The organism is Enterobacter sp. HK169, assembly GCF_001719105.1.
GTDB lineage: Bacteria > Pseudomonadota > Gammaproteobacteria > Enterobacterales > Enterobacteriaceae > Enterobacter > Enterobacter asburiae_B.
The window spans coordinates 1,727,404-1,753,397 of record NZ_CP017087.1; the positions used below are offsets into that span (position 1 = coordinate 1,727,404).

Annotated in this window: 20 protein-coding genes and 1 pseudogene; 7 read left to right on the forward strand and 14 right to left on the reverse strand. The window is 55.4% G+C overall.

Annotated elements, in window-relative coordinates; translation table 11 throughout:
* Positions 1-9: 9 nt before the first annotated feature.
* Positions 10-1,515: a CoA-acylating methylmalonate-semialdehyde dehydrogenase gene (locus EnteroDNA1_RS08185; RefSeq protein ID WP_023308791.1), complete on the reverse strand. Its 1,506-nt coding sequence runs from the start codon at positions 1,513-1,515 to the stop codon at positions 10-12.
* Positions 1,516-1,807: 292 nt separating this feature from the next.
* Here EnteroDNA1_RS08185 and EnteroDNA1_RS08190 point away from each other — a divergent pair, with 292 nt between their 5' ends.
* The 4 genes and pseudogenes from EnteroDNA1_RS08190 to EnteroDNA1_RS08200 all read left to right on the forward strand — a co-directional run bounded on the left by EnteroDNA1_RS08190 (position 1,808) and on the right by EnteroDNA1_RS08200 (position 6,220).
* A complete protein-coding gene (locus EnteroDNA1_RS08190; protein WP_064673756.1) occupies positions 1,808-2,638 on the forward strand; it encodes a MurR/RpiR family transcriptional regulator in 831 nt (276 codons plus the stop codon).
* A 570-nt stretch (positions 2,639-3,208) separates the two neighbouring features.
* Positions 3,209-4,759: a hypothetical protein gene (locus tag EnteroDNA1_RS22550; RefSeq protein ID WP_231113512.1), complete on the forward strand. Its 1,551-nt coding sequence runs from the start codon at positions 3,209-3,211 to the stop codon at positions 4,757-4,759.
* A 94-nt stretch (positions 4,760-4,853) separates the two neighbouring features.
* Positions 4,854-5,127: pseudogene (locus EnteroDNA1_RS21750) on the forward strand (integrase core domain-containing protein); the annotation flags it as partial.
* A 184-nt stretch (positions 5,128-5,311) separates the two neighbouring features.
* Positions 5,312-6,220 (forward strand): hypothetical protein, encoded by a 909-nt coding sequence (locus tag EnteroDNA1_RS08200; RefSeq protein WP_064673757.1) that lies wholly within the window; start codon positions 5,312-5,314, stop codon positions 6,218-6,220.
* 117 nt (positions 6,221-6,337) lie between these two features.
* Here EnteroDNA1_RS08200 and guaA read toward each other — a convergent pair whose 3' ends face one another.
* The gene (gene guaA / locus EnteroDNA1_RS08205) at positions 6,338-7,915 is read right to left on the reverse strand and encodes a glutamine-hydrolyzing GMP synthase (protein WP_006811514.1); all 1,578 of its coding nucleotides are present in this window, start codon (positions 7,913-7,915) and stop codon (positions 6,338-6,340) included.
* 67 nt (positions 7,916-7,982) lie between these two features.
* Complete coding sequence (gene guaB, locus EnteroDNA1_RS08210) at positions 7,983-9,449, reverse strand: IMP dehydrogenase (RefSeq protein ID WP_023333022.1); 1,467 nt, start codon at positions 9,447-9,449, stop codon at positions 7,983-7,985.
* Positions 9,450-9,607: 158 nt separating this feature from the next.
* On the opposite strand from guaB, the gene xseA reads away from it, so the two are divergent.
* The 3 genes from xseA to EnteroDNA1_RS08225 are packed head-to-tail and all read left to right on the forward strand — an operon-like array spanning position 9,608 to position 12,410.
* A complete protein-coding gene (gene xseA / locus EnteroDNA1_RS08215) occupies positions 9,608-10,981 on the forward strand; it encodes an exodeoxyribonuclease VII large subunit (RefSeq protein WP_069303172.1) in 1,374 nt (457 codons plus the stop codon).
* Between the two features lie 58 nt (positions 10,982-11,039).
* Positions 11,040-12,059 (forward strand): M4 family metallopeptidase, encoded by a 1,020-nt coding sequence (locus EnteroDNA1_RS08220; protein WP_048978850.1) that lies wholly within the window; start codon positions 11,040-11,042, stop codon positions 12,057-12,059.
* Complete coding sequence (locus EnteroDNA1_RS08225; protein WP_006811517.1) at positions 12,060-12,410, forward strand: protealysin inhibitor emfourin; 351 nt, start codon at positions 12,060-12,062, stop codon at positions 12,408-12,410. It begins immediately after the preceding gene.
* Here EnteroDNA1_RS08225 and EnteroDNA1_RS08230 read toward each other — a convergent pair.
* From EnteroDNA1_RS08230 to pbpC, 11 genes are all read right to left on the reverse strand, one after another.
* The gene (locus EnteroDNA1_RS08230) at positions 12,407-12,628 is read right to left on the reverse strand and encodes a zinc ribbon domain-containing protein (RefSeq protein WP_064673759.1); all 222 of its coding nucleotides are present in this window, start codon (positions 12,626-12,628) and stop codon (positions 12,407-12,409) included. The genes EnteroDNA1_RS08225 and EnteroDNA1_RS08230 overlap by 4 nt on opposite strands.
* A 55-nt stretch (positions 12,629-12,683) precedes the next feature.
* The gene (locus tag EnteroDNA1_RS08235; protein WP_029741661.1) at positions 12,684-14,228 is read right to left on the reverse strand and encodes a peptide MFS transporter; all 1,545 of its coding nucleotides are present in this window, start codon (positions 14,226-14,228) and stop codon (positions 12,684-12,686) included.
* 301 nt (positions 14,229-14,529) lie between these two features.
* On the reverse strand, positions 14,530-16,002 hold the full coding sequence (der, locus tag EnteroDNA1_RS08240; protein ID WP_023308811.1) for a ribosome biogenesis GTPase Der: 1,473 nt from the start codon (positions 16,000-16,002) through the stop codon (positions 14,530-14,532).
* Positions 16,003-16,114: 112 nt separating this feature from the next.
* The gene (gene bamB / locus EnteroDNA1_RS08245) at positions 16,115-17,293 is read right to left on the reverse strand and encodes an outer membrane protein assembly factor BamB (RefSeq protein ID WP_069303173.1); all 1,179 of its coding nucleotides are present in this window, start codon (positions 17,291-17,293) and stop codon (positions 16,115-16,117) included.
* A 10-nt stretch (positions 17,294-17,303) separates the two neighbouring features.
* Positions 17,304-17,924, reverse strand: a complete 621-nt coding sequence (locus EnteroDNA1_RS08250) for a YfgM family protein (RefSeq protein ID WP_064673760.1) — start codon at positions 17,922-17,924, stop codon at positions 17,304-17,306.
* A gap of 13 nt (positions 17,925-17,937) precedes the next feature.
* The gene (hisS, locus tag EnteroDNA1_RS08255) at positions 17,938-19,212 is read right to left on the reverse strand and encodes a histidine--tRNA ligase (protein WP_032622984.1); all 1,275 of its coding nucleotides are present in this window, start codon (positions 19,210-19,212) and stop codon (positions 17,938-17,940) included.
* Positions 19,213-19,292: 80 nt separating this feature from the next.
* The gene (ispG, locus tag EnteroDNA1_RS08260; protein ID WP_023308814.1) at positions 19,293-20,411 is read right to left on the reverse strand and encodes a flavodoxin-dependent (E)-4-hydroxy-3-methylbut-2-enyl-diphosphate synthase; all 1,119 of its coding nucleotides are present in this window, start codon (positions 20,409-20,411) and stop codon (positions 19,293-19,295) included.
* A 26-nt stretch (positions 20,412-20,437) separates the two neighbouring features.
* Positions 20,438-21,451 carry a cytoskeleton protein RodZ gene (gene rodZ, locus EnteroDNA1_RS08265; RefSeq protein ID WP_069303174.1) on the reverse strand — a complete coding sequence of 338 codons (1,014 nt, stop codon included), beginning with the start codon at positions 21,449-21,451 and terminating at the stop codon, positions 20,438-20,440.
* 293 nt (positions 21,452-21,744) lie between these two features.
* The gene (locus EnteroDNA1_RS08270) at positions 21,745-22,911 is read right to left on the reverse strand and encodes a bifunctional tRNA (adenosine(37)-C2)-methyltransferase TrmG/ribosomal RNA large subunit methyltransferase RlmN (RefSeq protein WP_014171168.1); all 1,167 of its coding nucleotides are present in this window, start codon (positions 22,909-22,911) and stop codon (positions 21,745-21,747) included.
* Positions 22,912-23,080: 169 nt separating this feature from the next.
* Positions 23,081-23,512, reverse strand: a complete 432-nt coding sequence (ndk, locus tag EnteroDNA1_RS08275; protein ID WP_003860625.1) for a nucleoside-diphosphate kinase — start codon at positions 23,510-23,512, stop codon at positions 23,081-23,083.
* Positions 23,513-23,668: 156 nt separating this feature from the next.
* Positions 23,669-25,993, reverse strand: a complete 2,325-nt coding sequence (gene pbpC, locus EnteroDNA1_RS08280; RefSeq protein WP_069303175.1) for a peptidoglycan glycosyltransferase PbpC — start codon at positions 25,991-25,993, stop codon at positions 23,669-23,671.
* Position 25,994 lies beyond the last annotated feature (1 nt).

The window sequence follows — 25,994 nt, forward strand, 5'->3', positions numbered from 1 at the left end:
AACCTCCTGTCAGCCCAGCGTTGGCATAGAGAACGCAGCGCCTGTCTCCTGCTGCATTTCCGGCCAGCGCGCGGTGATAGTTTTCATTCGGGTGTAGAAGCGCACGCCGTCGCTGCCGTGAACGTTGAGCGCGCCAAAGATGGAACGCTTCCAGCCGCCGAAGCTGTGGAACGCCATCGGCACCGGGATCGGCACGTTGACGCCCACCATGCCCGCCTGCACCTCTTCGCAGAAGCGGCGCGCGCAGCCGCCGTCACGGGTGAAGATCGCCGAACCATTACCATATTCATGGCGGTTAATCAGATCCACCGCGCTGGCGTAATCTGCTACGCGCACCACAGAAAGCACCGGGCCGAAGATCTCTTCTTTATAGATGGTCATCTCCGGAGTGACGTTATCGAACAGCGTCGGCCCGACGAAGTAGCCCTGCTCGTGGCCCTTCACGCTGAAGCCGCGACCGTCCACGCGAAGCTTCGCTCCCTGCGCTTCCCCGCTGTCGATGTAGCCCAGCACCTTGCTGCGGTGCGCGGAGGAGATGAGCGGCCCCATTTCGTTTTCCGGCGACTGGTCCAGGCCCGGCCCGACGCGCAGCGCGGCAATCTGTTTCTCCAGCCGGGCGCAGAGGTCATCGGCGGTTTTATCCCCCACCGCCAGCACCACCGAGAGCGCCATACAGCGTTCGCCCGCCGCGCCGTAGGCTGCGCCCATGATGGCGTTGGTCGCCATCTCCATGTCGGCATCCGGCATCAGGATGCAGTGGTTTTTCGCGCCGCCAAGCGCCTGGCAGCGCTTTCCGTGGGCGGACGCGGTCTGGTAAATGTATTCCGCAATCGGCGTGGAGCCGACAAAGCTCACCGCCTGCACGCGCGGGTCGGTCAGGAGCACGTCAACGGACTCCTTATCGCCCTGCACCACGTTGAACACGCCGTCCGGCAGGCCGGCCTCTTTAAGCAGCTGCGCCAGCGCCAGCGCCAGGGAAGGATCTTTTTCCGACGGCTTCAGCACGAAGGTGTTGCCAGTCGCCAGCGCAATCGGGAACATCCACATCGGCACCATCGCCGGGAAGTTAAACGGGGTGATCCCGGCGCAGACGCCGAGCGGCTGCATCAGCGAGTGGCTGTCGACGCCGGTACCGACGTTCGCAGAATGTTCACCCTTTTGCAGATGTGGGATGCCACAGGCAAACTCCACCACTTCCAGGCCGCGGGTCAGTTCGCCCACCGCATCGGAGAAGACCTTGCCGTGCTCTTCGCTGATGATGCGGGCCAGTCGCTCCATATTCTCTTCCAGCAGCGCCTTGAAGCGGAACATCACACGCGCGCGCTTAAGCGGAGCATGGCGCGCCCACGCCGGAAACGCCTGCTGCGCGGCGGCAATCGCCTGCTCCGTTTCCTGCGCCGTACTCATCACCACCTGGCGGATCTGCTCGCCGGTGGCCGGGTTGAAGATCGCCTGAACGCGCTGGCCTGAACCGGTGACACATTCGCCGTGAATAAAATTCGCTACCGTCTCCATCCTTAACCTCTCGCTGTTGATACGTGACTGTTAACTGAACACTGTGTACTGAACACTATATATGAAACAAATATTCCATTTTAAGTTGAAATAAAATAAATGATGATTATTGTGATCAAGGATGGATTTTTATGTTAACAGCCAACAACACTGACGCAGCGTGCGCTATTAAGGGATTTCGGGCGAGGAAATGACTGAAGTTTCTGTTTCATTTTTGCTGCCAGATGGATGGCCGACATTTAAAAGACGCGGTTTTGCGTTTAGAATCATAAGACTGTATTTGGGGGATAACATGACGACAGCAACCAGCCTGAACGAACTGCAGCAGCAAATCCGCGATCGCTACGATAGCCTGAGCAAGAGGCTGCAGCAGGTCTCCCGCTACGTGCTGGATAACACCAACAGCGTGGCCTTTGACACGGTTGCCGTCATTGCCGAGCGCGCCGACGTGCCGCCCTCGACGCTGATCCGCTTTGCCAACGCCTTTGACTTCACCGGCTTCAACGAAATGAAACAGCTGTTTCGCATGAACCTGGTGGAGGAGACAGCCAGCTACAGCGACCGCGCCCGGCTGTTCCGCGAGATGGAGAGCGAGGCCGTGCCGGAAACGCCGCTCGATATTCTGCAGGAGTTCGCCCGCTCGAACGCGCAGGCGCTGCAGCAGCTGGCCGCCCGCGCCGAGCCGGAAATGCTGGAGCGCGCGGTGCAGCTATTGGCCGACGCCGACACCATCTACATCGCCGGACTGCGCCGCTCCTTTAGCGTCGCGGCCTACCTCACCTACGCCCTGAGCCATCTGGAGTGCCGCCCTATCCTGCTCGACGGGATGGGCGGCATGCTGCGCGAGCAGATTAGCCGCATTAAGGCGCACGACATCGTGGTGTCGATCAGCTTCTCGCCGTACGCGGAAGAGACGGTGATGGTCAGCGAAACCGCCGCCAGCGTCGGCGCGCGGCAGATCGTGATTACGGACAGCCAGATAAGCCCCCTGGCGACGTTCAGCGATCTCTGCTTTGTGGTGAAAGAGGCGCAGGTGGACGCGTTTCGCTCCCAGTCGGCAACGCTGTGCCTGGTGCAGTCGCTGGTGGTGGCGCTGGCGTATCGGTTGGGAGAGGGGAAGTAAGGCAATAAAAAAACCCCCTGCACAGGCAGAGGGTTTTGGTGTTAATTCAGCGGGTAATTATTCCCACACAATTACCAATAACAATAAAAAAAACATTATAAAACAACACAATGGTAATCACACACTACTCAACACCATGAAAAATACCCTTGTAGAAATGCATGGCAGCAAGGATAGCATTGTAACGGAGTGTAATCGGGTTTATGGTCAACGCATAGTGTCACGCATCCGCCAACCACGGGAACTCGCATTCAAGGCCTAATGTCCGGGCCAGTCTGATTGCGGTTTTTAAGATTGTTCCACCAGAAGGAAGATATGCGGCGATTCGAGTCGTTTGCGAATGTCGGCTTACTGGAAGTCATTCTATGCAACAGTCACCGGACGTTCGTACACTTCACGTTTGCCGCAATAGAGGTGCATTAAAGCTAACCTTACCTGATACAGCCCTGTGCTAATTGCGTGGCAACAAGCTTGGCCCATTTACATTTATCAAATGACGTCGTACGGCACACATAACATAATATGTCAGCCACTGTTCGATGACTCAACAATTCTGAAAAAGGGAGGCGCATGAATCGCCATTTCAAAAGGGACTTTGACGACCGTGTCAAATTGCCACAAAGTGTATTTGGGCGGGTAGACCATGTCGTTACGTCAGGGCCTCCGGCCAACATTGTGCTAATTGCAGTTGATGCAATTGACGTCAAGTGGCTGAACGACCAGGCAAAACAAGACCCGCGATTTGACATCAATAGTCCTATAAAAGCAGCTGGGGCTTGGAAGAGCCAAGGCTTCCCAACACCCGGAACTCCGAGCATCTTTGAAAGCGCCCCACTATTTCGCATTGAAGTAGAATTAGATGCCAGAACAAATCCATTTGAACTGCCATTCTTGCCTGACTATGACGGACTAAATACGAACAAGGGTACGCAGGCTTTAGAGGGCGCATGGTTTAAGTTCGAGGTGTCTGCAACCCACCGTAAAGGGTTCACGCCTGCGCTAATCTATCCAGGCTTGTTCGCCACGCCAATTTCTGCGTTTGTTCAGGGAACAATGCCGACACCTGTTCGCGCCAATGCTCTGGCAGGAATATTTTCGTTGCAGCATTTCCCAAAAATATCAGAAGATTGTCTTCAAGCTACTCTCAACGAAACTCGCGCAGACAAGCTCGCTGTCTACGGTGTCGGACAGGGAAACGCAAACGCTTTACTCAATGCGAATTCACCCATCACTTGTCATCCGCTGCCGTCGCTATACTTTGACCTTGGTGCTGGGGTATATCGTAACAAGCACACAACGCCGACTCCCCTGCTTTTCTGCTTTACACTCTGCCCGCCAATTATACTGTCACACTGGGATGCAGATCATTGGGCTGGAGCGTACGCGACTGGAGTCAGTACTCCTCCAACCTACCCCGCACTTCTGCGCACATGGATTGCGCCACTACAAACCGTCGGACCACTGCACATTGCCTTTGCAAATGACATAATTGCCCAAGGTGGCAAACTATACATCTACAACCCGCCCCCGGGAAAGATTAATAAGGTCGTACTCTCTAAGAGGACTGAACTCCGATTGGCGCTCGGAACCGGGAATGGCAGAAACGACACTGGAATTGTTGCGGTAGTGGAGAACAGAAATCTAAGTCCTAGTAGAACCTGGCTTCTAACTGGCGACTGCAACTATACGCACATCGAGCCCTCATTAGCACCTAAAAACCCTATAGCTGTGGTAGTCCCTCATCATGGAGCAAACCTAAATGGAGGAACCGCTGCACCAAAACCATTCCGCGGTGTAAACGAGTACTGCCGCCTGCTCTATTCGTTCGGCCCCGACAATGCACACGGGGCAACAGGTGTCCGCCACCCGACGCTCAACACGGCGACACTAAATATAGGGGCTGGGTGGGATCATGGAGCATGGCACTTACCCGCTCCGGCTGATAAGGACCCTAACTCCGTCGATGACGTCAGAGCGACCGCACGACATACTGTTGCTGGAGCCGCCGGCGCAAATCTTGGTAGTATCCTGGTGGGCTGGAACGGCCTTCCCGCATTATTCAAGCCCCCATGCGGTGGTGGTATAAGCATCCAGTGCACCACAACACCAGTACTGAGCTAGAGGCAGCCCGAATTTGTGTGTCTATCGACGTACACGGTCTGGAATCTTGCTTGCTTCTCTGAGTGTAAATTGCATATACGGAGTAGTGGGTGCAGGTCAGGAGTTCACTTGCCGTGCACTGGATCAATGTGCCTTTGAGTGTGGTGTTGAGTTGCGCTTAATCCAGCCGGGCAAGCCAACGCAGAACGAATTTGTTGAGAGCTTTAACGGACGATTTCGCGATGAATGTCTGAATTAGCGCTGGTTCAGCGATATGGGAAATCATTAATGACTGGTAGCGGGATTATAACGAGTGCCGTCCACATTCAATACTGAATTATCAGACGCCATCAGAGTTTGCAGCACGGTGGCGAAATGGAAAATGTTAAGGTAAACAAACTGCCCCTACTAACTGACGATTGTGTCTAATACTAGGGGCAGATCAATCAGTCCCACAACGATCCCTGGCGGATTTTTACCACTCTAGTCTTTTGAACAATTCCCTTGATGTATAAATGTTAAGCAAAGTATAATTACTGGACGTGGAAAAATAATTGATATGCTATGGATACAATGAATATTGGATTAACTGAAGTATTATCATTTGCTGCATTAATTGTATCGGTATTCAGTATGCTGTATGCAAAAAAGCAAAGTGATTTTGCAAAGAGAAATCATTTTAATGATTATCGCTCTCATTTATCTCAATCTCATCTGGCATATAGAAAAGCACTAATTAAAACACAAAACAAACATAAAAATGATCTTCTTGAATTAAGTAGACTTGCTGGGGAAACATTAGTAAAAATAGTTAACCATTTCGACCGATATGACACCAATCAACATGCAGAGAGATATCTAAGACATTTACTGCATGAAAGTTCAGAAATGGTTTTCCGTACATTCCAGGGGCAACTTGCCTGGCAAACTGCAGAAAACATATCACATAGATTTCACCAAATATCTTTTATTGAGGATAATCTCAATCCAGTTAAAAATATATTTGGAGATTGCTCTTTCAGGGAGGAAATCAATTTAAAGTATCATTTAGAACCAAATGCATATCTAGAGGCGGATTTAGTGAATGATACTTATTTTTGCAATCTGGTTCTAGAGATGAAAGCAAGACTTGATGAATCTAAACTAAAAGAGTTGATGAGCAACGTTCAAAAAGAAATTATTAACTTCAATACGTTGCACAACAATCTAAAAGCCAATCTTTCCATAAGTGCTAATTACCTTGACGATTTAATCCATCAGGGAAATAAAGAGCACTTCAAACTGAGAGAATCCCCACAACTTTACTCTGAAATGAAAAGAACAAAAACACAATTGAGAACATTAGGTTATATAAACATGCCTGAGGGCTTAGATAAGTCTTTAAGTGGGAAGGTTTATTTCTCAATATCCAAAAGTATCCATTTATGTGCTCTCCTTCATGCAATACAATGTTTATATTCATGGGGCTGGGACTATGAATAATAAAGTATTCTTAATTTAATACGGGAATTTAAATCTTTCATATTATTAAAAAGAACACCAATAGATAAAATTTATTGGTGTTCTTTTATCAAGTCAGGCAATTAAAAAGTCACCCACTCACTCCCACTCAATCGTAGCCGGTGGCTTACCGCTGATGTCATATACGACTCGCGATATCCCATTGACTTCATTGATTATTCTGTTAGACACGCGGCCCAGGAAGTCATACGGCAGGTGCGCCCAGTGCGCGGTCATGAAGTCGATGGTTTCCACCGCACGCAGGGAAACAACCCAGTCGTACTTACGGCCATCGCCCATCACACCGACGGAGCGAACCGGCAGGAACACGGTGAAGGCCTGGCTCACTTTGTTGTACAGGTCAGCTTTGTGCAGCTCTTCGATGAAGATAGCGTCCGCGCGACGCAGCAGGTCGCAGTACTCTTTCTTCACTTCGCCCAGCACGCGCACGCCCAGACCCGGACCCGGGAACGGGTGACGGTAGAGCATGTCGTACGGCAGACCCAGTTCCAGACCGATCTTACGCACTTCGTCTTTGAACAGCTCGCGCAGCGGTTCAACCAGGCCCATCTTCATCTCTTTCGGCAGGCCGCCCACGTTGTGGTGAGATTTGATGACGTGTGCTTTACCGGTTGCGGAGGCCGCAGACTCGATCACGTCAGGGTAGATAGTGCCCTGCGCCAGCCACTTCACGTCTTCCAGCTTCAGCGCCTCTTCGTCGAATACTTCCACAAACACGCGGCCGATGATTTTACGTTTGGCTTCCGGATCGTTCTCGCCTTTCAGCGCATCCAGGAAGCGTTGCTCGCCTTCCACGTGAACGATGTTCAGACCGAAGTGGTCGCCGAACATGTCCATGACCTGCTGGGCTTCGTTCAGACGCAGCAGACCGTTGTCCACGAAGACGCAGGTCAGGTTTTTGCCGATGGCGCGGTGCAGCAGCATCGCGGTCACGGAGGAGTCCACGCCGCCGGAGAGGCCGAGGATCACTTTGTCATCGCCAACCTGCTGGCGGATACGCTCAACGGCGTCGTCGATGATTTTTGCCGGGGTCCACAGGGCTTCACACTGGCAGATGTCACGCACGAAGCGCTCCAGCATGCGCATACCCTGACGGGTGTGGGTCACTTCCGGGTGGAACTGCACGCCGTAGAAGCGTTTTTCTTCGTTCGCCATGATGGCAAACGGGCAGCTTTCGGTGCTGGCAACGGTCACGAAGTCAGACGGGATGGCGGTCACTTTGTCGCCGTGGCTCATCCACACGTCCAGCAGCGGTTTGCCGTCTGCGGTCAGGGAGTCTTCGATACCGCGCACCAGCGCGCTGTCGGTGACGACTTCTACCTGTGCGTAGCCAAACTCGCGCTCGTTAGAGCCTTCTACGTGGCCGCCCAGCTGCATTGCCATGGTCTGCATACCGTAGCAAACGCCGAATACCGGCACGCCAGCTTCGAACACGTACTGCGGCGCGCGCGGGCTGTTCTCTTCGGTGGTACTTTCCGGGCCGCCGGACAGGATGATGCCGCTTGGATTGAATTCGCGAATCTGTGCTTCCGTGACATCCCACGCCCACAGCTCACAGTAAACGCCCAGTTCACGTACGCGACGCGCCACCAGCTGAGTGTACTGAGAACCGAAGTCCAGGATGAGAATGCGATGTTTATGAATGTTTTCCGTCATTGACGCTAATTCCGAGGCAAGTGAAACAAAAACAGAGCGCCCGGCAGAAGCCGGGCGCGGAAACTTATCAGGAGCCCAGACGGTAGTTCGGGGACTCTTTGGTGATCGTCACGTCGTGAACGTGGCTCTCCTGGATACCCGCACCGCTGATGCGTACGAATTCCGCTTTAGTACGCAGCAGGTCAATGGTACCACAGCCGGTCAGACCCATACAGGAGCGCAGGCCGCCCATCTGCTGGTGAATGATCTCTTTCAGACGGCCTTTATACGCTACGCGACCTTCGATACCTTCCGGCACCAGTTTGTCAGCGGCGTTATCGGTCTGGAAGTAACGGTCAGAGGAGCCTTTGGACATCGCGCCCAGGGAGCCCATACCGCGGTAAGATTTGTAAGAACGGCCCTGGTAGAGTTCGATTTCACCCGGGGATTCTTCGGTACCGGCCAGCATGGAGCCTACCATTACGGCAGCTGCGCCCGCGGCGATCGCTTTGGCGATGTCGCCTGAGAAGCGGATACCGCCGTCAGCGATAACCGGAATACCTGTGCCTTCCAGCGCTTCAACCGCGTCAGACACGGCGGTGATCTGCGGAACGCCCACGCCGGTCACGATACGTGTGGTACAGATAGAGCCAGGGCCGATACCCACTTTCACCGCGCTGCAGCCAGCGTCAGCCAGCGCGCGAGCGCCTGCGCCAGTGGCCACGTTACCGCCGATGATCTGCAGATCAGGGTATTTGGCACGGGTGTCGCGAATACGTTGCAGAACGCCTTCGGAGTGGCCGTGAGAGGAGTCAATCAGCAGGACGTCAACGCCCGCAGCAACCAGCGCGTCAACGCGCTCTTCGTTACCGGCGCCCGCGCCAACCGCAGCGCCGACGCGCAGACGGCCATGCTCGTCTTTACAGGCGTTAGGCTTACGTTCTGCTTTCTGGAAATCTTTAACGGTGATCATGCCGCGCAGGTGGAAGCTGCTGTCAACAACCAGCGCTTTTTCAACGCGTTTTTCGTGCATTTTTGCCAGCACCACGTCGCGGGTTTCACCTTCGCGAACGGTGACCAGACGCTCTTTTGGCGTCATGTACACGCTGACAGGCTGGTTCAGGTCAGTCACGAAACGCACGTCACGACCGGTGATGATACCGACCAGTTCGTTCTCTTCGGTCACCACCGGGTAACCGGCGAAGCCGTTACGTTCAGTCAGGGCTTTCACTTCGTGCAGCGTGGTGGTTGGCAGAACGGTCTGTGGGTCAGACACGATGCCGGATTCATGTTTCTTCACGCGGCGAACTTCTTCCGCCTGACGTTCGATAGACATGTTTTTGTGAATAAAGCCAATGCCACCTTCCTGTGCCAGGGCGATAGCCAGGCGCGCTTCAGTCACGGTGTCCATTGCCGCAGAGAGCATAGGAATGTTCAGGCGAATGGTTTTCGTCAACTGCGTGCTGAGATCGGCAGTATTCGGCAGAACAGTGGAGTGAGCGGGAACGAGGAGGACGTCGTCAAACGTCAGTGCTTCTTTAGCGATACGTAGCATGGGCAATATCTCTGACCTGGGTGGTTAAATATTGCCGTGGCATTATACAGAGCGTAACCGATTGCATCTACACTTTTTTATAAAAAAGCTTGCGATTGCCTCTCAGCAGGTTACTATCGACTGAATAACTTGCTGATTTAGAATTTGATCCCGCTCACATGTTATCCTCTCAAGCCCCCTCAATTTATACCGTCAGCCGCCTGAATCAGACGGTGCGTTTGCTGCTTGAGCAGGAAATGGGGCAGGTCTGGATCAGCGGTGAGATCTCTAACTTCACGCAGCCGTCCTCCGGTCACTGGTACTTTACCTTAAAAGACGACACCGCCCAGGTGCGCTGCGCGATGTTCCGCAACAGCAACCGTCGCGTGACGTTTCGTCCTCAGCACGGCCAGCAGGTTCTGGTTCGCGCCAATATCACTCTGTATGAGCCGCGCGGCGATTATCAGATCATCGTCGAGAGCATGCAGCCTGCGGGCGAAGGCCTGCTGCAGCAGAAGTATGAACAGCTAAAAGCCCGGCTCTCTGCCGAGGGGCTGTTCGACCAGCAGTATAAAAAACCACTGCCCTCCCCTGCCCACTGCGTTGGGGTGATCACCTCGAAAACCGGTGCGGCACTGCACGATATTTTGCACGTGCTGAAGCGTCGCGACCCTTCCCTGCCCGTCATCATCTACCCGACCGCCGTTCAGGGTGACGATGCGCCGGGCCAGATAGTTCGCGCCATTGAGCTGGCGAACGCCCGTCAGGAGTGCGACGTATTAATCGTCGGGCGCGGCGGCGGCTCGCTGGAAGACTTGTGGAGCTTTAACGACGAGCGCGTGGCGCGGGCAATCTTTGCAAGCCTGATCCCCGTGGTGAGCGCCGTCGGCCACGAAACGGACGTAACGATAGCCGATTTTGTGGCGGATCTGCGGGCGCCTACGCCGTCAGCGGCGGCGGAAGTGGTCAGCCGGAACCAGCTGGAGCTGCTGCGTCAGATTCAGAACGGCCAGCAGCGTCTTGAGATGGCGATGGACTACTTCCTTGCCAACCGTACCCGCCGCTTTACCCAGCTTCATCATCGTCTTCAGCAGCAGCACCCGCAGCTGCGTCTGGCGCGTCAGCAGACCGTGCTGGAGCGCCTGCGTCAGCGCATGAATTTCGCGCTGGATAGTCAGCTTAAGCGCGCGGTTTCGCGCCAGCAGCGCGTGACGCAGCGCCTGAACCAGCAGAACCCGCAGCCGAAAATTTATCGCGCGCAAACGCGGATCCAGCAGCTGGAGTATCGTCTGGCGGAGAGCGTCCGGACGCGTCTGAGCACCACCCGCGAGCGTTTTGGCAATGCGGTGACCCATCTTGAAGCGGTCAGCCCCCTCTCCACGCTGGCGCGCGGCTATAGCGTGACGACGGCGACGGACGGCAAAGTGCTGAAGCAGACCAAACAGGTGAATACCGGCGATGTGCTGACGACGCGTCTTTCAGACGGCTGGGTAGAAAGCGAAGTGAAATCAATTAAACCGGTGAAAAAGACGCGTCAGCGTAAAACCGGATAATTCCTCGCCGGTTACTTACTATACTGCTGCTATTCCCTTTTTTAATAAGGAGAGCAGCATGCCCCATCTTCATAGCGTTATTCCCCCTTATATTCTTCGTCGTATTATCGAAAGCGGTTCCGAGCCGCAGCAGCGCTGTGCCCGTCAGACCTTAACCCACGTCCAGACGCTGATGGCCCACATGCCCGGCAAACCCGCCGCGCCGCACGTGAATAAAGCCGGACAGCTGGAGCGCGATATTTACGACGCGAAGCATACCCAGGAGCTGCCGGGTACCCAGGTGCGTTACGAAGGCCAGCCATCGAACGGCGATGTGGCGGTGGATGAAGCCTACGATTATTTAGGTATTACCCATGATTTCTTCTGGAAAGAATATCAGCGCGATTCGCTCGATAATAAAGGGCTTATTTTGACCGGCACCGTTCACTATGGCCGGGAATATCAGAACGCCTTCTGGAACGGTCAGCAGATGGTATTTGGCGACGGCGACGGGGAAATATTTAACCGCTTTACCATCGCCATCGACGTGGTGGCGCACGAGCTGAGCCACGGCGTGACCGAGACCGAAGCCGGGCTTATCTATTTTGAACAGTCGGGCGCGCTGAACGAGTCTCTGTCGGACGTGTTTGGCTCGCTGGTTAAACAGTACCATCTGAAGCAAACCGCAGATAAGGCTGACTGGCTCATTGGTGAAGGGTTGCTGGCGAAAGGGATTAACGGCAAAGGGCTGCGCTCAATGTCTAAACCCGGCACCGCCTATGACGATCCCCTGCTCGGCAAAGACCCGCAGCCTGCGCACATGAAAGACTTCATTAAAACGCGCGAGGATAACGGCGGCGTGCACCTGAACTCCGGCATCCCCAACCGGGCATTTTATCTGGCCGCTACGGCGATCGGCGGCTACGCCTGGGAAAAAGCGGGTTATGCCTGGTACGACACGGTTTGCGATCGCAAACTGGCGCAGGATGCGGATTTTGAGGCCTTCGCAAAGCTGACGATCGCGCACGGAGAGAAACGCTCCGGCAGCGACGCTGGTGCGGCCATTAAACAAGCCTGGGAACAGGTGGGAGTGTTGTAAATGCAGGTTCCGGAACTGACGGATGACGCCGTGGTTGAGCTGGCCCGGGAAGGCGGCGTCGCTTTTATTCCCAAGCTGAGCGGACAGCGCACCATCGCGCTCTCCTCGCTCAATGAGGCCCAGCGCCAGCGCCTGGTGAGCATCCTGGAGCAGGCTTTTCCACGCGGTCAGCCGCCGGGGCAAGCCTCTTCACCCGGCAGCGGCGACCAGCGCTATTTCCGCATCCAGATTATCTGGACCGGGCAAAATCAGGCGCACTACGCCGATATCATCGTGCTGGTGCCCGAGCAGGAAGCCCCCGAGTCGCTGGTCGAGCTGTGGCAGAAAGGCGAAGGCTGCGTCTGCGATTAACCTTCGGCCCGAACAAACTCCACGCGTTTTTTAGAGATAAGACCGTGGCCGTTCTGGCAGAAATAGTCCACCGCACCGCAGGCTTTTAATACCTGGAGCGGCTGATGGCACTCCGGGCAGCGGGCTTCAAGCGCAATATCTTTATTACAGCTGTCGCAGTGCGCTACCCCGTTCTGGGACTCCAGCGGTGCCTGGCATTCCGGGCAGGTAATCGACATATTCTCTCCTGTTGGGTTTTACCGGGGCATAACGCCGCCCCGGCAAGACCGAGCTTTATGAGGCGTTAGCAGCCGGTTTAGTCTGCGCATTTTCCAGCATGCGGCGCACCGGAACAATAAGGACGATCAGTACCGCGGCACAAATCAGCAGCGCGATGGAGCAGCGAGCAAAGAGATCCGGCAGCATATCCAGCTGATCGGCCTTCACGTGACCGCCAATCAGGCCCGCCGCCAGGTTACCCAGCGCGCTGGCGCAGAACCACAGCCCCATCATCTGGCCGCGCATTCTTTCCGGCGCAAGCAGCGTCATGGTCGCCAGGCCAATCGGACTCAGGCACAGTTCGCCGAGCGTCAGCATCAGGATGCTGCCCACCAGCCAGAACGGCGACACGCCCGCTCCACCGCTGCTCAGCACGTTCTGTGCCGCCAGCATCATCAGGCCAAAGCCCGCCGCCGCGCACAAAATACCAATAACGAACTTGGTGATGCTGCTCGGGCGAATGTTTTTGCTCGCGAGCTTCGGCCATGCCCAGCTAAACACCGGAGCCAGCAGGATGATGAACAGGGCGTTGATTGACTGGAACCATACCGCCGGGATTTCAAAATCACCAATCATGCGGTTAGTGTAGTCGTTGGCAAACAGGTTGAACGAGGTTGGTTTCTGCTCAAACGCGGACCAGAAGAACGCCGCTGAAATCAGCAGAATAAAGCAGACCAACAGCCTGGCGCGCTCTTTACGGTTCAGCCCCGCAAAGACAAACAGATAAATAAAGTAGAGGGCTACGGACGCCGCAATCACGTAGACCAGCACGCTGGCTACCGCGACCGGGTTAATCACAATCACGCCCTGCGCAATCAGCGTCACGATCGTTGCCACGCCAGCCGCCAGCGCCAGCAGCCAAACGCCCACGCCGTTACGCTTCACCACCGGGCTGTTCCAGGTAGAGTCGAGGCCGACTTCGCCGTCATAGCGTTTCATTGCCGGAACGGCAAACACGCGGAAGATAATCAGCGCCACCAGCATCCCGATACCGCCTATACCAAAGCCCCAGTGCCAGCCGTGGGTTTTGATCAGCCAGCCGGAAATCAGCGGCGCGATAAACGAGCCCATGTTGATGCCCATATAGAACAGCGAGAAACCGCCGTCACGACGCGCGTCGCCTTTTTTATACAGGGTGCCGACCATCACCGAGATACAGGTTTTGAACAGCCCTGAGCCAAGCACGATGAACATCAGGCCGATAAAGAACAGGTTGTTCCCCATCACCGCAGAGAGCGCGATCGACAGGTGTCCGAGCGCAATCAGAATTGAACCGTACCAGACGGCTCTCTGCTGACCGAGCCAGTTATCGGCCAGCCAGCCGCCCGGCAGCGCGGCCAGGTACATGGTACCGGCAAAGATACCGACAATCGCCGAGGCGTTTTCACGCGCCAGGCCCATCCCGCCGTCATAGACCGTGGCGGCCATAAACAGGATCAGTAACGGACGAATGCCGTAAAACGAGAAACGCTCCCACATCTCGGTGAAGAACAGGGAACCGAGCGGATACGGATGGCCGAAGAACGTTCGGCTCTCTTTTTGATTAACAGTGGATTGCATAATTCTCCCGAAAGGTATGTCGTCGTGCTTGTAAACACCAGCAGGTACGCCGGCCAGTTACGTATCTGGCCGATTTTTTACATGCGGCGAAAAGTTAGTTAACCATTTGATAACCAGGCGCTAGTTTTGTCTAGTACCGGACCCTGGACTTTAAGATGAAAATTCGACGATTGTCTACTTTTCTGGATTTAAAGATGGTTAGGAGTGAATAGTGATTGACTTCACACAGAGAAAACCGGCGGTATGATTGGACAAAAAAAAAGCCCGCGATAATCGCGGGCTTTCGTGAAGCAGGCAAAGCTTATTTGCTTTTCTTAATGTGCTTAATCAAGCGTTTACGCTTACGCATCTGGTTTGGCGTCAGGGTGTTGCGCTTGTTGGCAAACGGGTTTTCCCCTTCCTTAAACTGGATACGGATAGGCGTGCCCATTACGTCCAGCGATTTACGGAAGTAGTTCATCAGATAGCGCTTGTAGGAATCCGGCAGGTCTTTCACCTGGTTGCCGTGAATTACTACGATTGGCGGGTTATAACCACCGGCGTGGGCATATTTCAGCTTCACGCGACGGCCGCGCACCAGCGGCGGCTGATGGTCTTCTGCAGCCATATTCATGATGCGCGTCAGCATCGCGGTGCTCTGACGACGGGTGGAGCTGTCGTACGCTTCACGCACGGATTCGAACAGGTTACCCACACCGCTGCCGTGCAGCGCAGAGATAAAGTGCACGCGGGCGAAGTCGATAAAGCCCAGACGGAAGTCGAGAGTCTCTTTCACCTGCTCGCGCACTTCATTGCTCAGGCCATCCCACTTGTTGACCACGATAACCAGTGAGCGCCCACTATTGAGGATAAAGCCGAGCAGAGAGAGGTCCTGATCGGAGATTCCTTCGCGTGCGTCGATGACCAGCAGCACTACGTTGGCATCTTCGATCGCCTGCAGGGTTTTGATAACGGAGAATTTTTCCACCACATCGGTGATTTTCCCGCGCTTACGCACCCCGGCGGTGTCGATGAGGACATACTCGCGCTCGTCGCGCTGCATAGGGATGTAGATACTGTCACGGGTGGTGCCCGGCATGTCGTAAACGACCACGCGCTCTTCACCCAGAATACGGTTAGTAAGCGTAGACTTACCTACGTTTGGACGACCCACGATGGCCAGCTTGATCGGCAGATCCTGCGGGTTGAAGTCGTCTTCAGGCTCTTCTTCGCCCTCTTCTCCGTCTTCAAACTGCGCCCAGTATTCAGCGTCTTCGTCCACTTCTTCCGGCGGGTTTACTTCGTCAACCCACGGCAGCAGAACGGTTTCCAGCAGGCTGGTGACGCCACGGCCATGCGATGCCGCAATCGGGTAGATTTCACCCAGGCCCAGAGACCAGAAATCCGCGACGGCCTGATCGGCATCGATACCGTCAGTTTTGTTCGCCACCAGGAAGGTCGGCTTTTCGCGTGAACGCAGGTGTTTGGCAATAGCGGAGTCCGCCGGCATCAGGCCAGCGCGCGCATCCACCATAAACAGCACCACATCCGCCTCTTCAATCGCCAGCAGCGACTGTTCCGCCATGCGGGTTTCAACGCCGTCTTCTGTGCCGTCAATACCACCGGTATCAATACAGATGAACTCGCGTCCTTCCACCTCTGCACGACCGTACTTACGGTCACGCGTCAGCCCCGGGAAATCCGCAACCAGCGCATCACGGGTGCGTGTTAAACGGTTAAAAAGAGTGGATTTTCCAACGTTAGGGCGCCCGACAAGCGCGACCACAGGTACCATGTTTGAAGCCTCATAAAATTCAAAATAACGTCGCTTTCGCGGCGTTTTTAAAAATGTCAAAACGGCTCCTGAGTGAACAGGAGCCGTTTAGTATACTACAACCGCCGGGTAATTAACGCGTGATCGCGTACAGCGTGCCGTCTTTTGCCTGAATCAGCAGTTTGCCGTCGGCCACAACCGGATCGGTCAGGAAACCAGAGCTGTCGACTTTTTGCTGTGCAACAAAGCGGCCGTTATCCGGATCGATCCAGTGCATATACCCTTCGCTATCGCCAACCACCAGGCTACCGTTGTACAGCGCAGGCGAGGTCAGCAGACGGTGCAGCAGATCGCTTTGCGTCCACAGCGTCACGCCGCCTTCGGTGCTCAGCGCCAGCAGACGGTCGTTCTGATCGACCATATAGATGCGGTTGCCCTCAACAATGAAATCGTTCACAGAGCCCAGCTCACGTTTCCACATGATCTGGCCGCTGCGCAGATCCAGCGCGGTCAGGTTGCCGTTATAGGCCAGCGCGTAAACCACACCGTTAACAATGACCGGCGTTGTGTCTACGTCGCTCAGACGGTCAATTTCCGTTGAGCCGGTGGCCTGAGAGATACGCTGCTGCCAGATCATCTGGCCCTGCTGCATCAGCACTGCGCTCACGCGACCGTTGTCACCGCCCACAATGGCAGCACCAAATGCGGTAGCCGGTGCGGATTCGCCGCGCAGAGAGAGCGCAGGCATATCCAGGTTAACGGTCCATTTCACCAGACCGTCAGCTTCGTTCAGCGCCTGCAGCTGGCCGTTGCTGGTATGAATCAGCACCAGACCGTCGCTTACTACCGGACGAGACAGGGATTCACCCGCTACGGTTGTTTGCCAGGCAATGGAGCCGTCGCTGCTGTTCAGCGCATAAACCTGCGCTTTTTCGCTGCCCACGTAAACATGGCCACCGGCAACGGTCAGACCGCCAGACAGCAGTGCAGGTTTACGGGAGAACCAGCCGTCTTTTTCCGCCAGGTTAACGGACCATACTTCTTTCCCGTCATCGGCGTTCACCGCTTTCACGGTACCTTTGCGGTCAGCGGCATAGACAATGCTGTCTGCATACGCAGGATGAAGGTTGGAATAGAAATCACCAATCCCATTGCCCACGGAGACATCCCACGCAGTGGATGGGGTAAACTGGTTTTCAACCGTCGGCAGTGGGGACATTTTCACAACGTCTTCTTCGCCACTGAAGAGTGAACAACCACTCAATAACGTAACAGAAAGCAGTCCTGGCAGAAGTAATTTACGCAATTGCATCGGGTCCCTCTCAGACGGACAAATTATTTATTTTCATCTGCATCATTTCGCTCAGCGCAGGTGAAGCATTGCTCTCTACGCCAGCTTGCCACGCTTTACGCGCGCCCGCTTTGTCACCTTTGCTCAGCAGTGCTTCACCGCGCAGATCGGCAACGATGGCAGCAAAACCTTCGCCTTTGATGGTATCGAGCGTTTTCAGCGCATCGTCAGCTTTTTTCTGCTGAACCTGAATACGTGCCAGGCGCAGATTGATCACCGCTTTCAGGTTCTCATCGCTGGCCGCAGCAAGGCTCTGCGAGAGCAGTGCAGCGGCTTTATCCAGTTCGTTCTTATCAACGTACTGCTGAGCCACTTCCAGCGCAGCCAGTGCACCGTAGGTGTTTTTGTTGTCAGCCGCAAATTTTTCTGCCGCAGTCAGCGTTTGCGGCTGATCGGCACGAATTGCGCTCACGGTATTTTCATAGGACAGAGACGCGCCGCGCGCGGAATCTGCCTGATGATTGTTCCAGTAACGCCAGCCCACCAGCGCACCGACACCTAAAATAACCCCAACAACCAGCGCTTTGCCGTTTTCAACAAAGAAGCGCTTAATCGCGTCGACCTGATCGTGTTCGTTCTCGTAAATTTCCACGCAGTCCTTCTCCTTAGCCCAATAGAGTGCGCAAGTGCGCCGCAACGCCGTCCTGCGTTACCGTTGTCTGCTCACCAGAGCGCAGGTCCTTCACCACCACTTCGCCGTTAGCCACTTCGGACTCACCCAGCACCAGTGCAATACTTGCGCCCCACTTATCGGCACGAGCAAACTGTTTTTTAAAGTTGCCGCCGCCATGGTTGGTCATCAGCTTAACGCCCGGCAGCGCATCGCGCACGCGTTCGGCAAGCTGCATCGCCGCAGACTGCGTTTCCGCGCCTGAAGCCACCAGGTATATATCGACAACGGAATCTGCTTTAAATTCCGGATTAACTGCCTGAACCAGCAAAACAAGTCGCTCAAGGCCCATCGCGAAGCCAACAGCAGGGGCTGCGCGACCGCCAAGCTGCTCAACCAGACCGTCATAACGGCCGCCCGCACATACGGTGCCCTGAGAACCGAGGCTGGTGGTCACCCACTCAAACACGGTACGGTTGTAGTAGTCCAGACCGCGAACCAGGCGCTGATTCACGGTATAGGCGATACCTGCCGCTTCAAGCAGCTTGCACAGGCCCGCGAAGTGTTCGCGAGATTCTTCATCCAGGTAGTCACCCAGCGCAGGCGCATCGTTCAGCAGTGCCTGAACATCCGCGTTTTTGGAATCCAGAACGCGCAGCGGGTTACTGTACATGCGACGTTTGCAGTCTTCGTCCAGCTTCTCTTTATGCTGTTCCAGGAACGCCACCAGCGCATCGCGGTAGTTAGCGCGTGCTTCCAGAGAACCGATAGAGTTCAGCTCAAGGGAAACGTGATCGGCGATACCGAGGGCGCGCCACCAGCGGGCGGTCAGCATAATCAGTTCGGCGTCAATGTCCGGGCCCTGCAGGCCAAAGACTTCCACCCCCAGCTGATTGAACTGGCGATAACGACCTTTCTGAGGACGTTCGTGGCGGAACATCGGGCCGATATACCACAGGCGCTGCTCCTGATTGTACAGAAGACCATGTTCGATGCCGGCGCGTACGCAGCCCGCCGTACCTTCCGGACGCAGGGTCAGGCTGTCGCCGTTGCGGTCCTCAAAGGTGTACATCTCTTTTTCAACCACGTCGGTGACTTCACCGATCGCGCGTTTGAATAACGGGGTCTGCTCTACAATCGGCAAACGGATTTCGCTGTAACCGTAGCTGCCGAGCACCTGCTTCAGTGTGCCTTCAATGCGCTGCCAGATGGCGGTTTCGCCAGGCAGATAATCGTTCATGCCGCGGATGGCTTGAATGTTTTTTGCCACGTTTATTCTCTTTCTATATACAAAAAAAACCCAAAGAATGGGTTCAATCATACATGGGAAGCGGCACGCTTCCCATCACGTTATTTTTCAACCTGCTGAACGCTGATACGCTGTGTTTCGTCCATCATGGCGGCTTTGGCGCGGATGCGGGCTTCAAGCTGGTCGATCATGTCGCTATTATCCAGACGATCTTTACGAACGCCATCTTCATAGAGACCACTTTTCTTGTTACCGCCGGTTACGCCCAGGGTTGACACCAGTGCTTCACCCGGACCGTTTACCACGCAGCCGATGATGGAGACGTCCATCGGGGTGATAATGTCTTCCAGACGCTGCTCCAGGGCATTCACCGTCCCGATCACATCAAACTCCTGACGCGAGCAGGTTGGGCAGGCAATGAAGTTGATCCCACGCGCGCGAATGCGCAGCGACTTCAGGATATCGAAACCGACTTTGATCTCTTCGACCGGATCGGCCGCCAGCGAGACGCGCAGGGTGTCACCGATCCCTTCAGAGAGCAGCAGCCCCAGACCGATCGCAGATTTTACAGAGCCGCTGCGCAGGCCGCCCGCTTCGGTTATCCCGAGGTGCAGAGGCTGGTCGATCTGCTTTGCCAGCAGACGATAAGACTCTACCGCCAGGAACACGTCGGACGCTTTTACGCTGACTTTGAACTGATCGAAGTTAAGACGATCGAGATGATCGACGTGGCGCATCGCGGATTCGAGCAGCGCCTGTGGCGTCGGCTCGCCGTATTTTTCCTGCAGGTCTTTTTCCAGGGAACCGGCGTTAACTCCGATACGGATAGGAATATTTTTATCGCGGGCGCAGTCCACTACCATGCGGATACGCTCTTCGTTACCGATGTTGCCCGGGTTAATGCGCAGGCAATCGACGCCGTATTCGGCCACTTTCAGTGCGATGCGGTAGTCGAAGTGGATATCAGCCACCAGCGGAACGCTGACCTGCTGTTTGATCAGTTTGAACGCCTCAGCGGCATCCATGGTTGGGACGGAAACGCGAACAATGTCCGCGCCTACACGTTCTAATGCTTTGATTTGATTGACCGTCGCTTCTACATCGGTAGTGCGCGTGTTGGTCATCGACTGAACGGCGATAGGTGCCCCATCGCCGATTGGCACATTCCCAACGTAAATCCGTTTCGATTTTCTACGTTGAATCGGAGCCTGGTTATGCATGAAAAATCTCCCGCGTTGCCCGTCTGTTACTGTGCTGCTGATTGTTCGGCATTAACGGTAAGACGTGCAACCTGGTTAGTTCTGATAAAGCGGCTCAGGTCGACAGGTTTTCCTTGATACTGGATCTGTACCGCTGCCGGAGCGCCGATTTTAAGTTTATAGGGAGCCTGGCCGGTTAGGTTTAACGTGCCATCTTTACGCTGCAGGCCGCTGAACAGTTTTTTACCTGTCGCGTCAGTCACTTCCAGCCAGCAGTCGGCGCTGAAGTTCATCACCAGCGCGTTGGGATCGGCTGCTGTTGCCGTACCCGCCGGGTTGGTTGGCAGAGACGCTGCGCTATTGTCTGCTGGCTGAGTAGCCGCAGGCGCGTTCGCCGCAGTATCAACATTCGCCTGAGAAGGGGCAACAACCGCGTTTTGATCCTGAGACTGCGGCGCTGCGGTGTTAGCCGTTGCTGCCGGAGCCTGTGCTGCATCGGTCGCCGACGCGTCTGGCGCTGCGGTCTGTGGCTCGCTTGAGGACGCTGCACCGTCGGTATTCAGCGGCACGTTCTGGGCATTCTCACTTCCGGCCTGGTTGAGTTCAGCGGAGGATTGATCGGCCATGGTGGTAATCTCTTCCTGCTGGGCCTTGTGGTTTTGCCACCACCATGCGCCCGTCAGGCCAATCACCACAAACAGCACCAGCCAGGTAAAGCTCATCAGCCAGCCATCGCGTTTTTTACGACGTTTCCCCAGGGAGAAGGTCTGCATCGGCGCAACTTTTGCTGCACGGACCGGTGCCTGCTTCTCCATCATTGGCAGTAATTCATTTTCGGGGATATGGACCAGTTTTGCGTAAGAGCGGATATAACCGCGCAAGAACGTTGAAGCCAGATCGGCAGGCGCCTTATCTTCTTCAATATCGCGAACCGTGGAAACCTTCAGGCACAAGCGTTCCGCAACGGCTTGCTGGCTGAGTCCGAGTTGTTCACGGGCGTTGCGAAGACGAACGCCAGTGGAGAGTGCTTCATGTTGGTCGTGAGTGGCTTCAGTATTCATTCGCTACAACTACTGGTACGTGAAAAATAAGGGTTCAGGTGCCGGTGAGTCACAATGCCACCCGCACCGCGAAACTTCTGGTCAGTTAACCTTGAACAGAGAGTATAAGACTGTCAGCCCGGAGATGACAGTACAGCCCTGCCCGTACGGCTAAACTGTTGTTACGTCGTTACATACTGCCCGAAAGTCGGATGAAACGCACCGTAATTATTGTTCAGTCATCACGAATCTGACTGATTATTCAGTAAGACCAGGCTTCACGGCGCAGATAATGCGCCGTGAGTGCATAATAATCAAACAGCTTTAACCGCGATCGTCTCGCCCTGCATGCGTTTACGCAGGGTACGTTTGGTACGGTCAATAACATCACCAGCCAGCTGTCCGCATGCTGCATCAATGTCATCACCACGGGTTTTACGCACGATGGTGGTGAAACCATACTCCATCAGCACCTTGGAGAAACGGTCGATACGGCTGTTCGAGCTACGGCCATACGGCGCGCCCGGGAACGGGTTCCATGGGATCAGGTTGATTTTGCATGGCGTATCTTTCAGCAGTTCAGCCAGCTGATGCGCATGTTCGGTACCGTCGTTGACGTGGTCAAGCATCACGTACTCGATGGTGACGCGGCCCTGGTTGGCGTTGGATTTCTCCAGATAGCGACGCACCGCAGCGAGGAAGGTTTCGATATTGTACTTTTTGTTGATCGGCACAATTTCGTCACGAATTTCGTCGTTTGGTGCATGCAGGGAGATCGCCAGCGCAACGTCAATCATATCGCCCAGCTTGTCCAGCGCAGGCACAACGCCTGAGGTAGACAGCGTGACGCGACGCTTGGACAGACCAAAACCGAAGTCATCCAGCATGATTTCCATCGCCGGAACGACGTTGGTCAGGTTCAGCAGCGGCTCACCCATCCCCATCATCACCACGTTGGTGATAGGACGCGTACCGGTTACTTTTGCCGCACCGACGATTTTCGCGGCACGCCAGACCTGGCCGATAATTTCTGACACCCGCAGGTTACGGTTAAAGCCTTGCTGCGCGGTTGAGCAGAATTTGCACTCCAGCGCACAACCTACCTGAGAGGAGACACACAGCGTGGCGCGGTCTTCTTCCGGGATGTAGACGGTCTCAACGCGCTGATCGCCGACCGCAATCGCCCATTTGATGGTGCCATCCGCTGAGCGCTGCTCTTCCACCACTTCCGGTGCGCGGATTTCAGCCACTTCCTTGAGCTTGTTGCGCAGGACCTTGTTGATGTCAGTCATGTCATCAAAATTGTCGCTGCAGTAATGGTACATCCACTTCATGACCTGATCGGCACGAAACGGCTTTTCGCCCATCTCTTTAAAGAACTCGCGCATCTGCTGACGGTTCAGATCCAGCAGGTTGATTTTTCCATTTTTATTGGGAACCGCAGGAATGGCGACTTCGGAGGTATTCACTAATTCAGACATAATATTTTCCGGCCTCGTTGTTACACGTTATGGCCCATGGAGGGTTGAATAGAAACGCCCCGGAAAGCAGTCTGCTCGTCCGGGGCGTTGCATTGTACAAAGTCTGGCGCAGGGATGCCACGTCTGGACGCGGCATTTACGAAAATAATGTGTAAACGAAACCGTTAAATTAACGGGTGCGTGGACACACTTCGCCTTCTGCGAAGAAGAAAGCGATTTCGCGTGCAGCAGATTCAACAGAGTCAGAACCGTGGGTACCGTTCTCGGTGAAGCTGTCTGCGTAGTCAGCGCGCAGAGTACCTGCCAGCGCGTTGTCCGGGTTGGTTGCGCCCAGCAGGTCACGGTGACGCTGTACTGCGTTTTCGCCTTCCAGCACGGATACCACGATTGGACCGGAGGTCATGAACTCAACCAGGCCGTCAAAGAATGGGCGACCTTCGTGCTCAGCGTAGAAACCGCGAGCCTGCTCAACGGTCAGGTGCAGCATTTTGGTGCCAACAATTTTGAACCCTGCAGATTCAAAGCGAGCGAAGATGCTGCCAATAACGTTTTTTGCCACCGCGTTTGGTTTGATGATGGAAAAAGTACGTTCAATAGCCATGATAACCTCTGTCAATGTTCTGTTGTTTTGCATACCTGAGTATGGTGTGGCGCGGATTATAATGAGCAATAGCGCCATTGCCTATGGATTCAGGTAACATTTTTTTAAAATAAGACGAGTTTTAGCAACAGCTCACATCAGAAAGCTATTTTCAGGTCACTGCAGCGTAAAATTCACCGTCGCGACCTGACCGGTCTCATCCATAACGAGTAACTGATAATCGCCCGATTTATCAAGCTGTAATGTGTAAACTCTTCCCTTCACATTCAGCGGTTCACCGTTCAAAAACCACCAGCGCTCGCCGCTATTGCCGGTCACCTGAAGCGGCAGCGAAACGCGGGATTCGCCCGGCAGACGTTTGATGACGGCCCCTTCACGCACGCCTGTCAGGATGAGTGGCGCAGGTGCGTCCTGCGACAGCGGAGGACAGGTGGTTGATGAAGGAGGGACCCGTACCGCGCGACGCTCGGTCGCCGGCAGCCACGGCTCCAGCGGCAGCGGCCAGACATCCAGGACTTTTTCAGTTGCATCAGGGCAATCTGCCGCCACGCGTTTACCCGTTTTATCCAGCCAGACCGGGAAACGAATGCCGCGTATCCCTTCCTGTTCGGGCAATAGCAGCGTGGGCGGTTCACTCCCTTCCAGCAGCCAGGTCGACAGGCGACGCCGACAGTTTTCACTTCCTTCCGGCAGCGACTGGCCGCCCGGCCAGCAGATCACGCCCCGCCCGACGCTCTCCGGACGCGGGTCGCGCGGCAGGCGGGCTTCGTCTACCGTTGAGCGTGACTGAAGCAGGTTATTAACCTGATTTAAGAGTGGAACCGCGCTGGCGAAACCAAACTGCCCCGCTACGGGCGTGCCGTCCGGTCGTCCTGTCCAGATGCCTATTACGTAGCGGGCATTAAGACCAATCGCCCAGGCATCACGGTAACCGTAGCTGGTGCCGGTTTTCCACGCCAGCGGTGCGATCTGCGGTAACGCATTATCCGGCAGCGGCTGCGCCTCGTTCGCCAGAATACGGCGAATAATCCACGCCGAGCCTTGCGACAGCAGCGGACGTTCAATGAGCGGATCGCCCGGCTGTAACCGCAGCCTCCCCGCCTTACCGTGTCGGGCAAACGCGCTGTAGGCCGCGGCGATATCGGCCAGCCGCGCGCCTGCCCCGCCGAGGATCAGAGAAAGATTTGGCTGCGCCCCCGCAGGCAGGATCAGCGGCAAGCCTGCGTTGCTCAACATCCCGGCAAAACGTTTTGGCCCGTAGGCTTCCAGTACCTGTACCGCGGGCAGGTTGAGGGAGCGCACCAGCGCTTCACTCATGCTGACCGGTCCGTGGAACCCACTGTCAAAATTCCCGGGGCGATAATCACCGGTTTTTCTGGGAACGTCCTGGAGCAGCGAGGCGGGATGGATCAGGCCATCGTCCAGTGCCATACCGTAAATAAAGGGCTTTAACACCGATCCCGGGGATCGGATCGCATTGACCATATCCACGTGGCTAAAACGCGTGTCATCGTTAATATCCACCGAGCCGACCCAGCCGCGCACTTTCATATCGGTGTGATCCACGACGATCATCGCCAGCGAGCTGCGTGCCGGCAGGCGAGATTTCCAGTTCATCGCCAGCTCTTCCAGCTGCCGCTGCAGTCCGGCATCCAGCGTGGTGACAATTTTTGCGTCGCGGCTTTTGCCGAGCATCATGCGCGCAAAGAGCGGCGCCAGCTGCGGCATCTGTCGGGGCGCCAGCCATACCGATTCTTCCCGTGATTCTTTAACCTGCTTCGCGGACCAGACGCCCTGCGTTACCATGCGGTCGAGCACTTTGTTGCGCGCCGCCTCGGCCCGTTCAGGCCAGCGGTCCGGACGCAAGCGGCTGGGTGCCTGCGGCAGTACCGCCAGCAGCGCCGCTTCGGAATAGCTGAGCTGCGACGGCTGTTTGCCGAGATAGGTCCAGCTTGCCGCCCCGACGCCCTGCAGCGTGCCGCCAAACGGAGCGCGGTTGAGGTAAAGGGTGAGAATGTCGCGTTTGGAAAGATGCCACTCCAGCTGCATCGCCCGCCAGAGCTGACGAACTTTGCCGCCAAAGGTGCGCGGATGCGGGTCCAGCAGGCGTGCCACCTGCATGGTGAGCGTGCTTCCACCAGAGACGACTTTGCCAGAACTGAGATCTTGCCAGGCGGCGCGCAGAACAGAGAGCGGGTTTACGCCAGGATGATCCCAGAACCAGCGATCTTCGTACTGGATCAGCGCCTCAAGATAGCGGGGAGAGACCTCTTCAATCGTAACCGGATAGCGCCAGATCCCGTCGCTATCGGCAAAACGCCAGAGCGGCGTGCCCTTCTCATCTACCACCACCCGGGCGGGATTAACCTCTTTCAGAGGCAACGGCCACAGGCGGTCGGCGGCGACAATCAGCCCCCATAAAACGAGAAGCGCTCCCGCCAGCCATAGCCAGCGGGAGCGTGTCAGACGTGCCATTCGCATA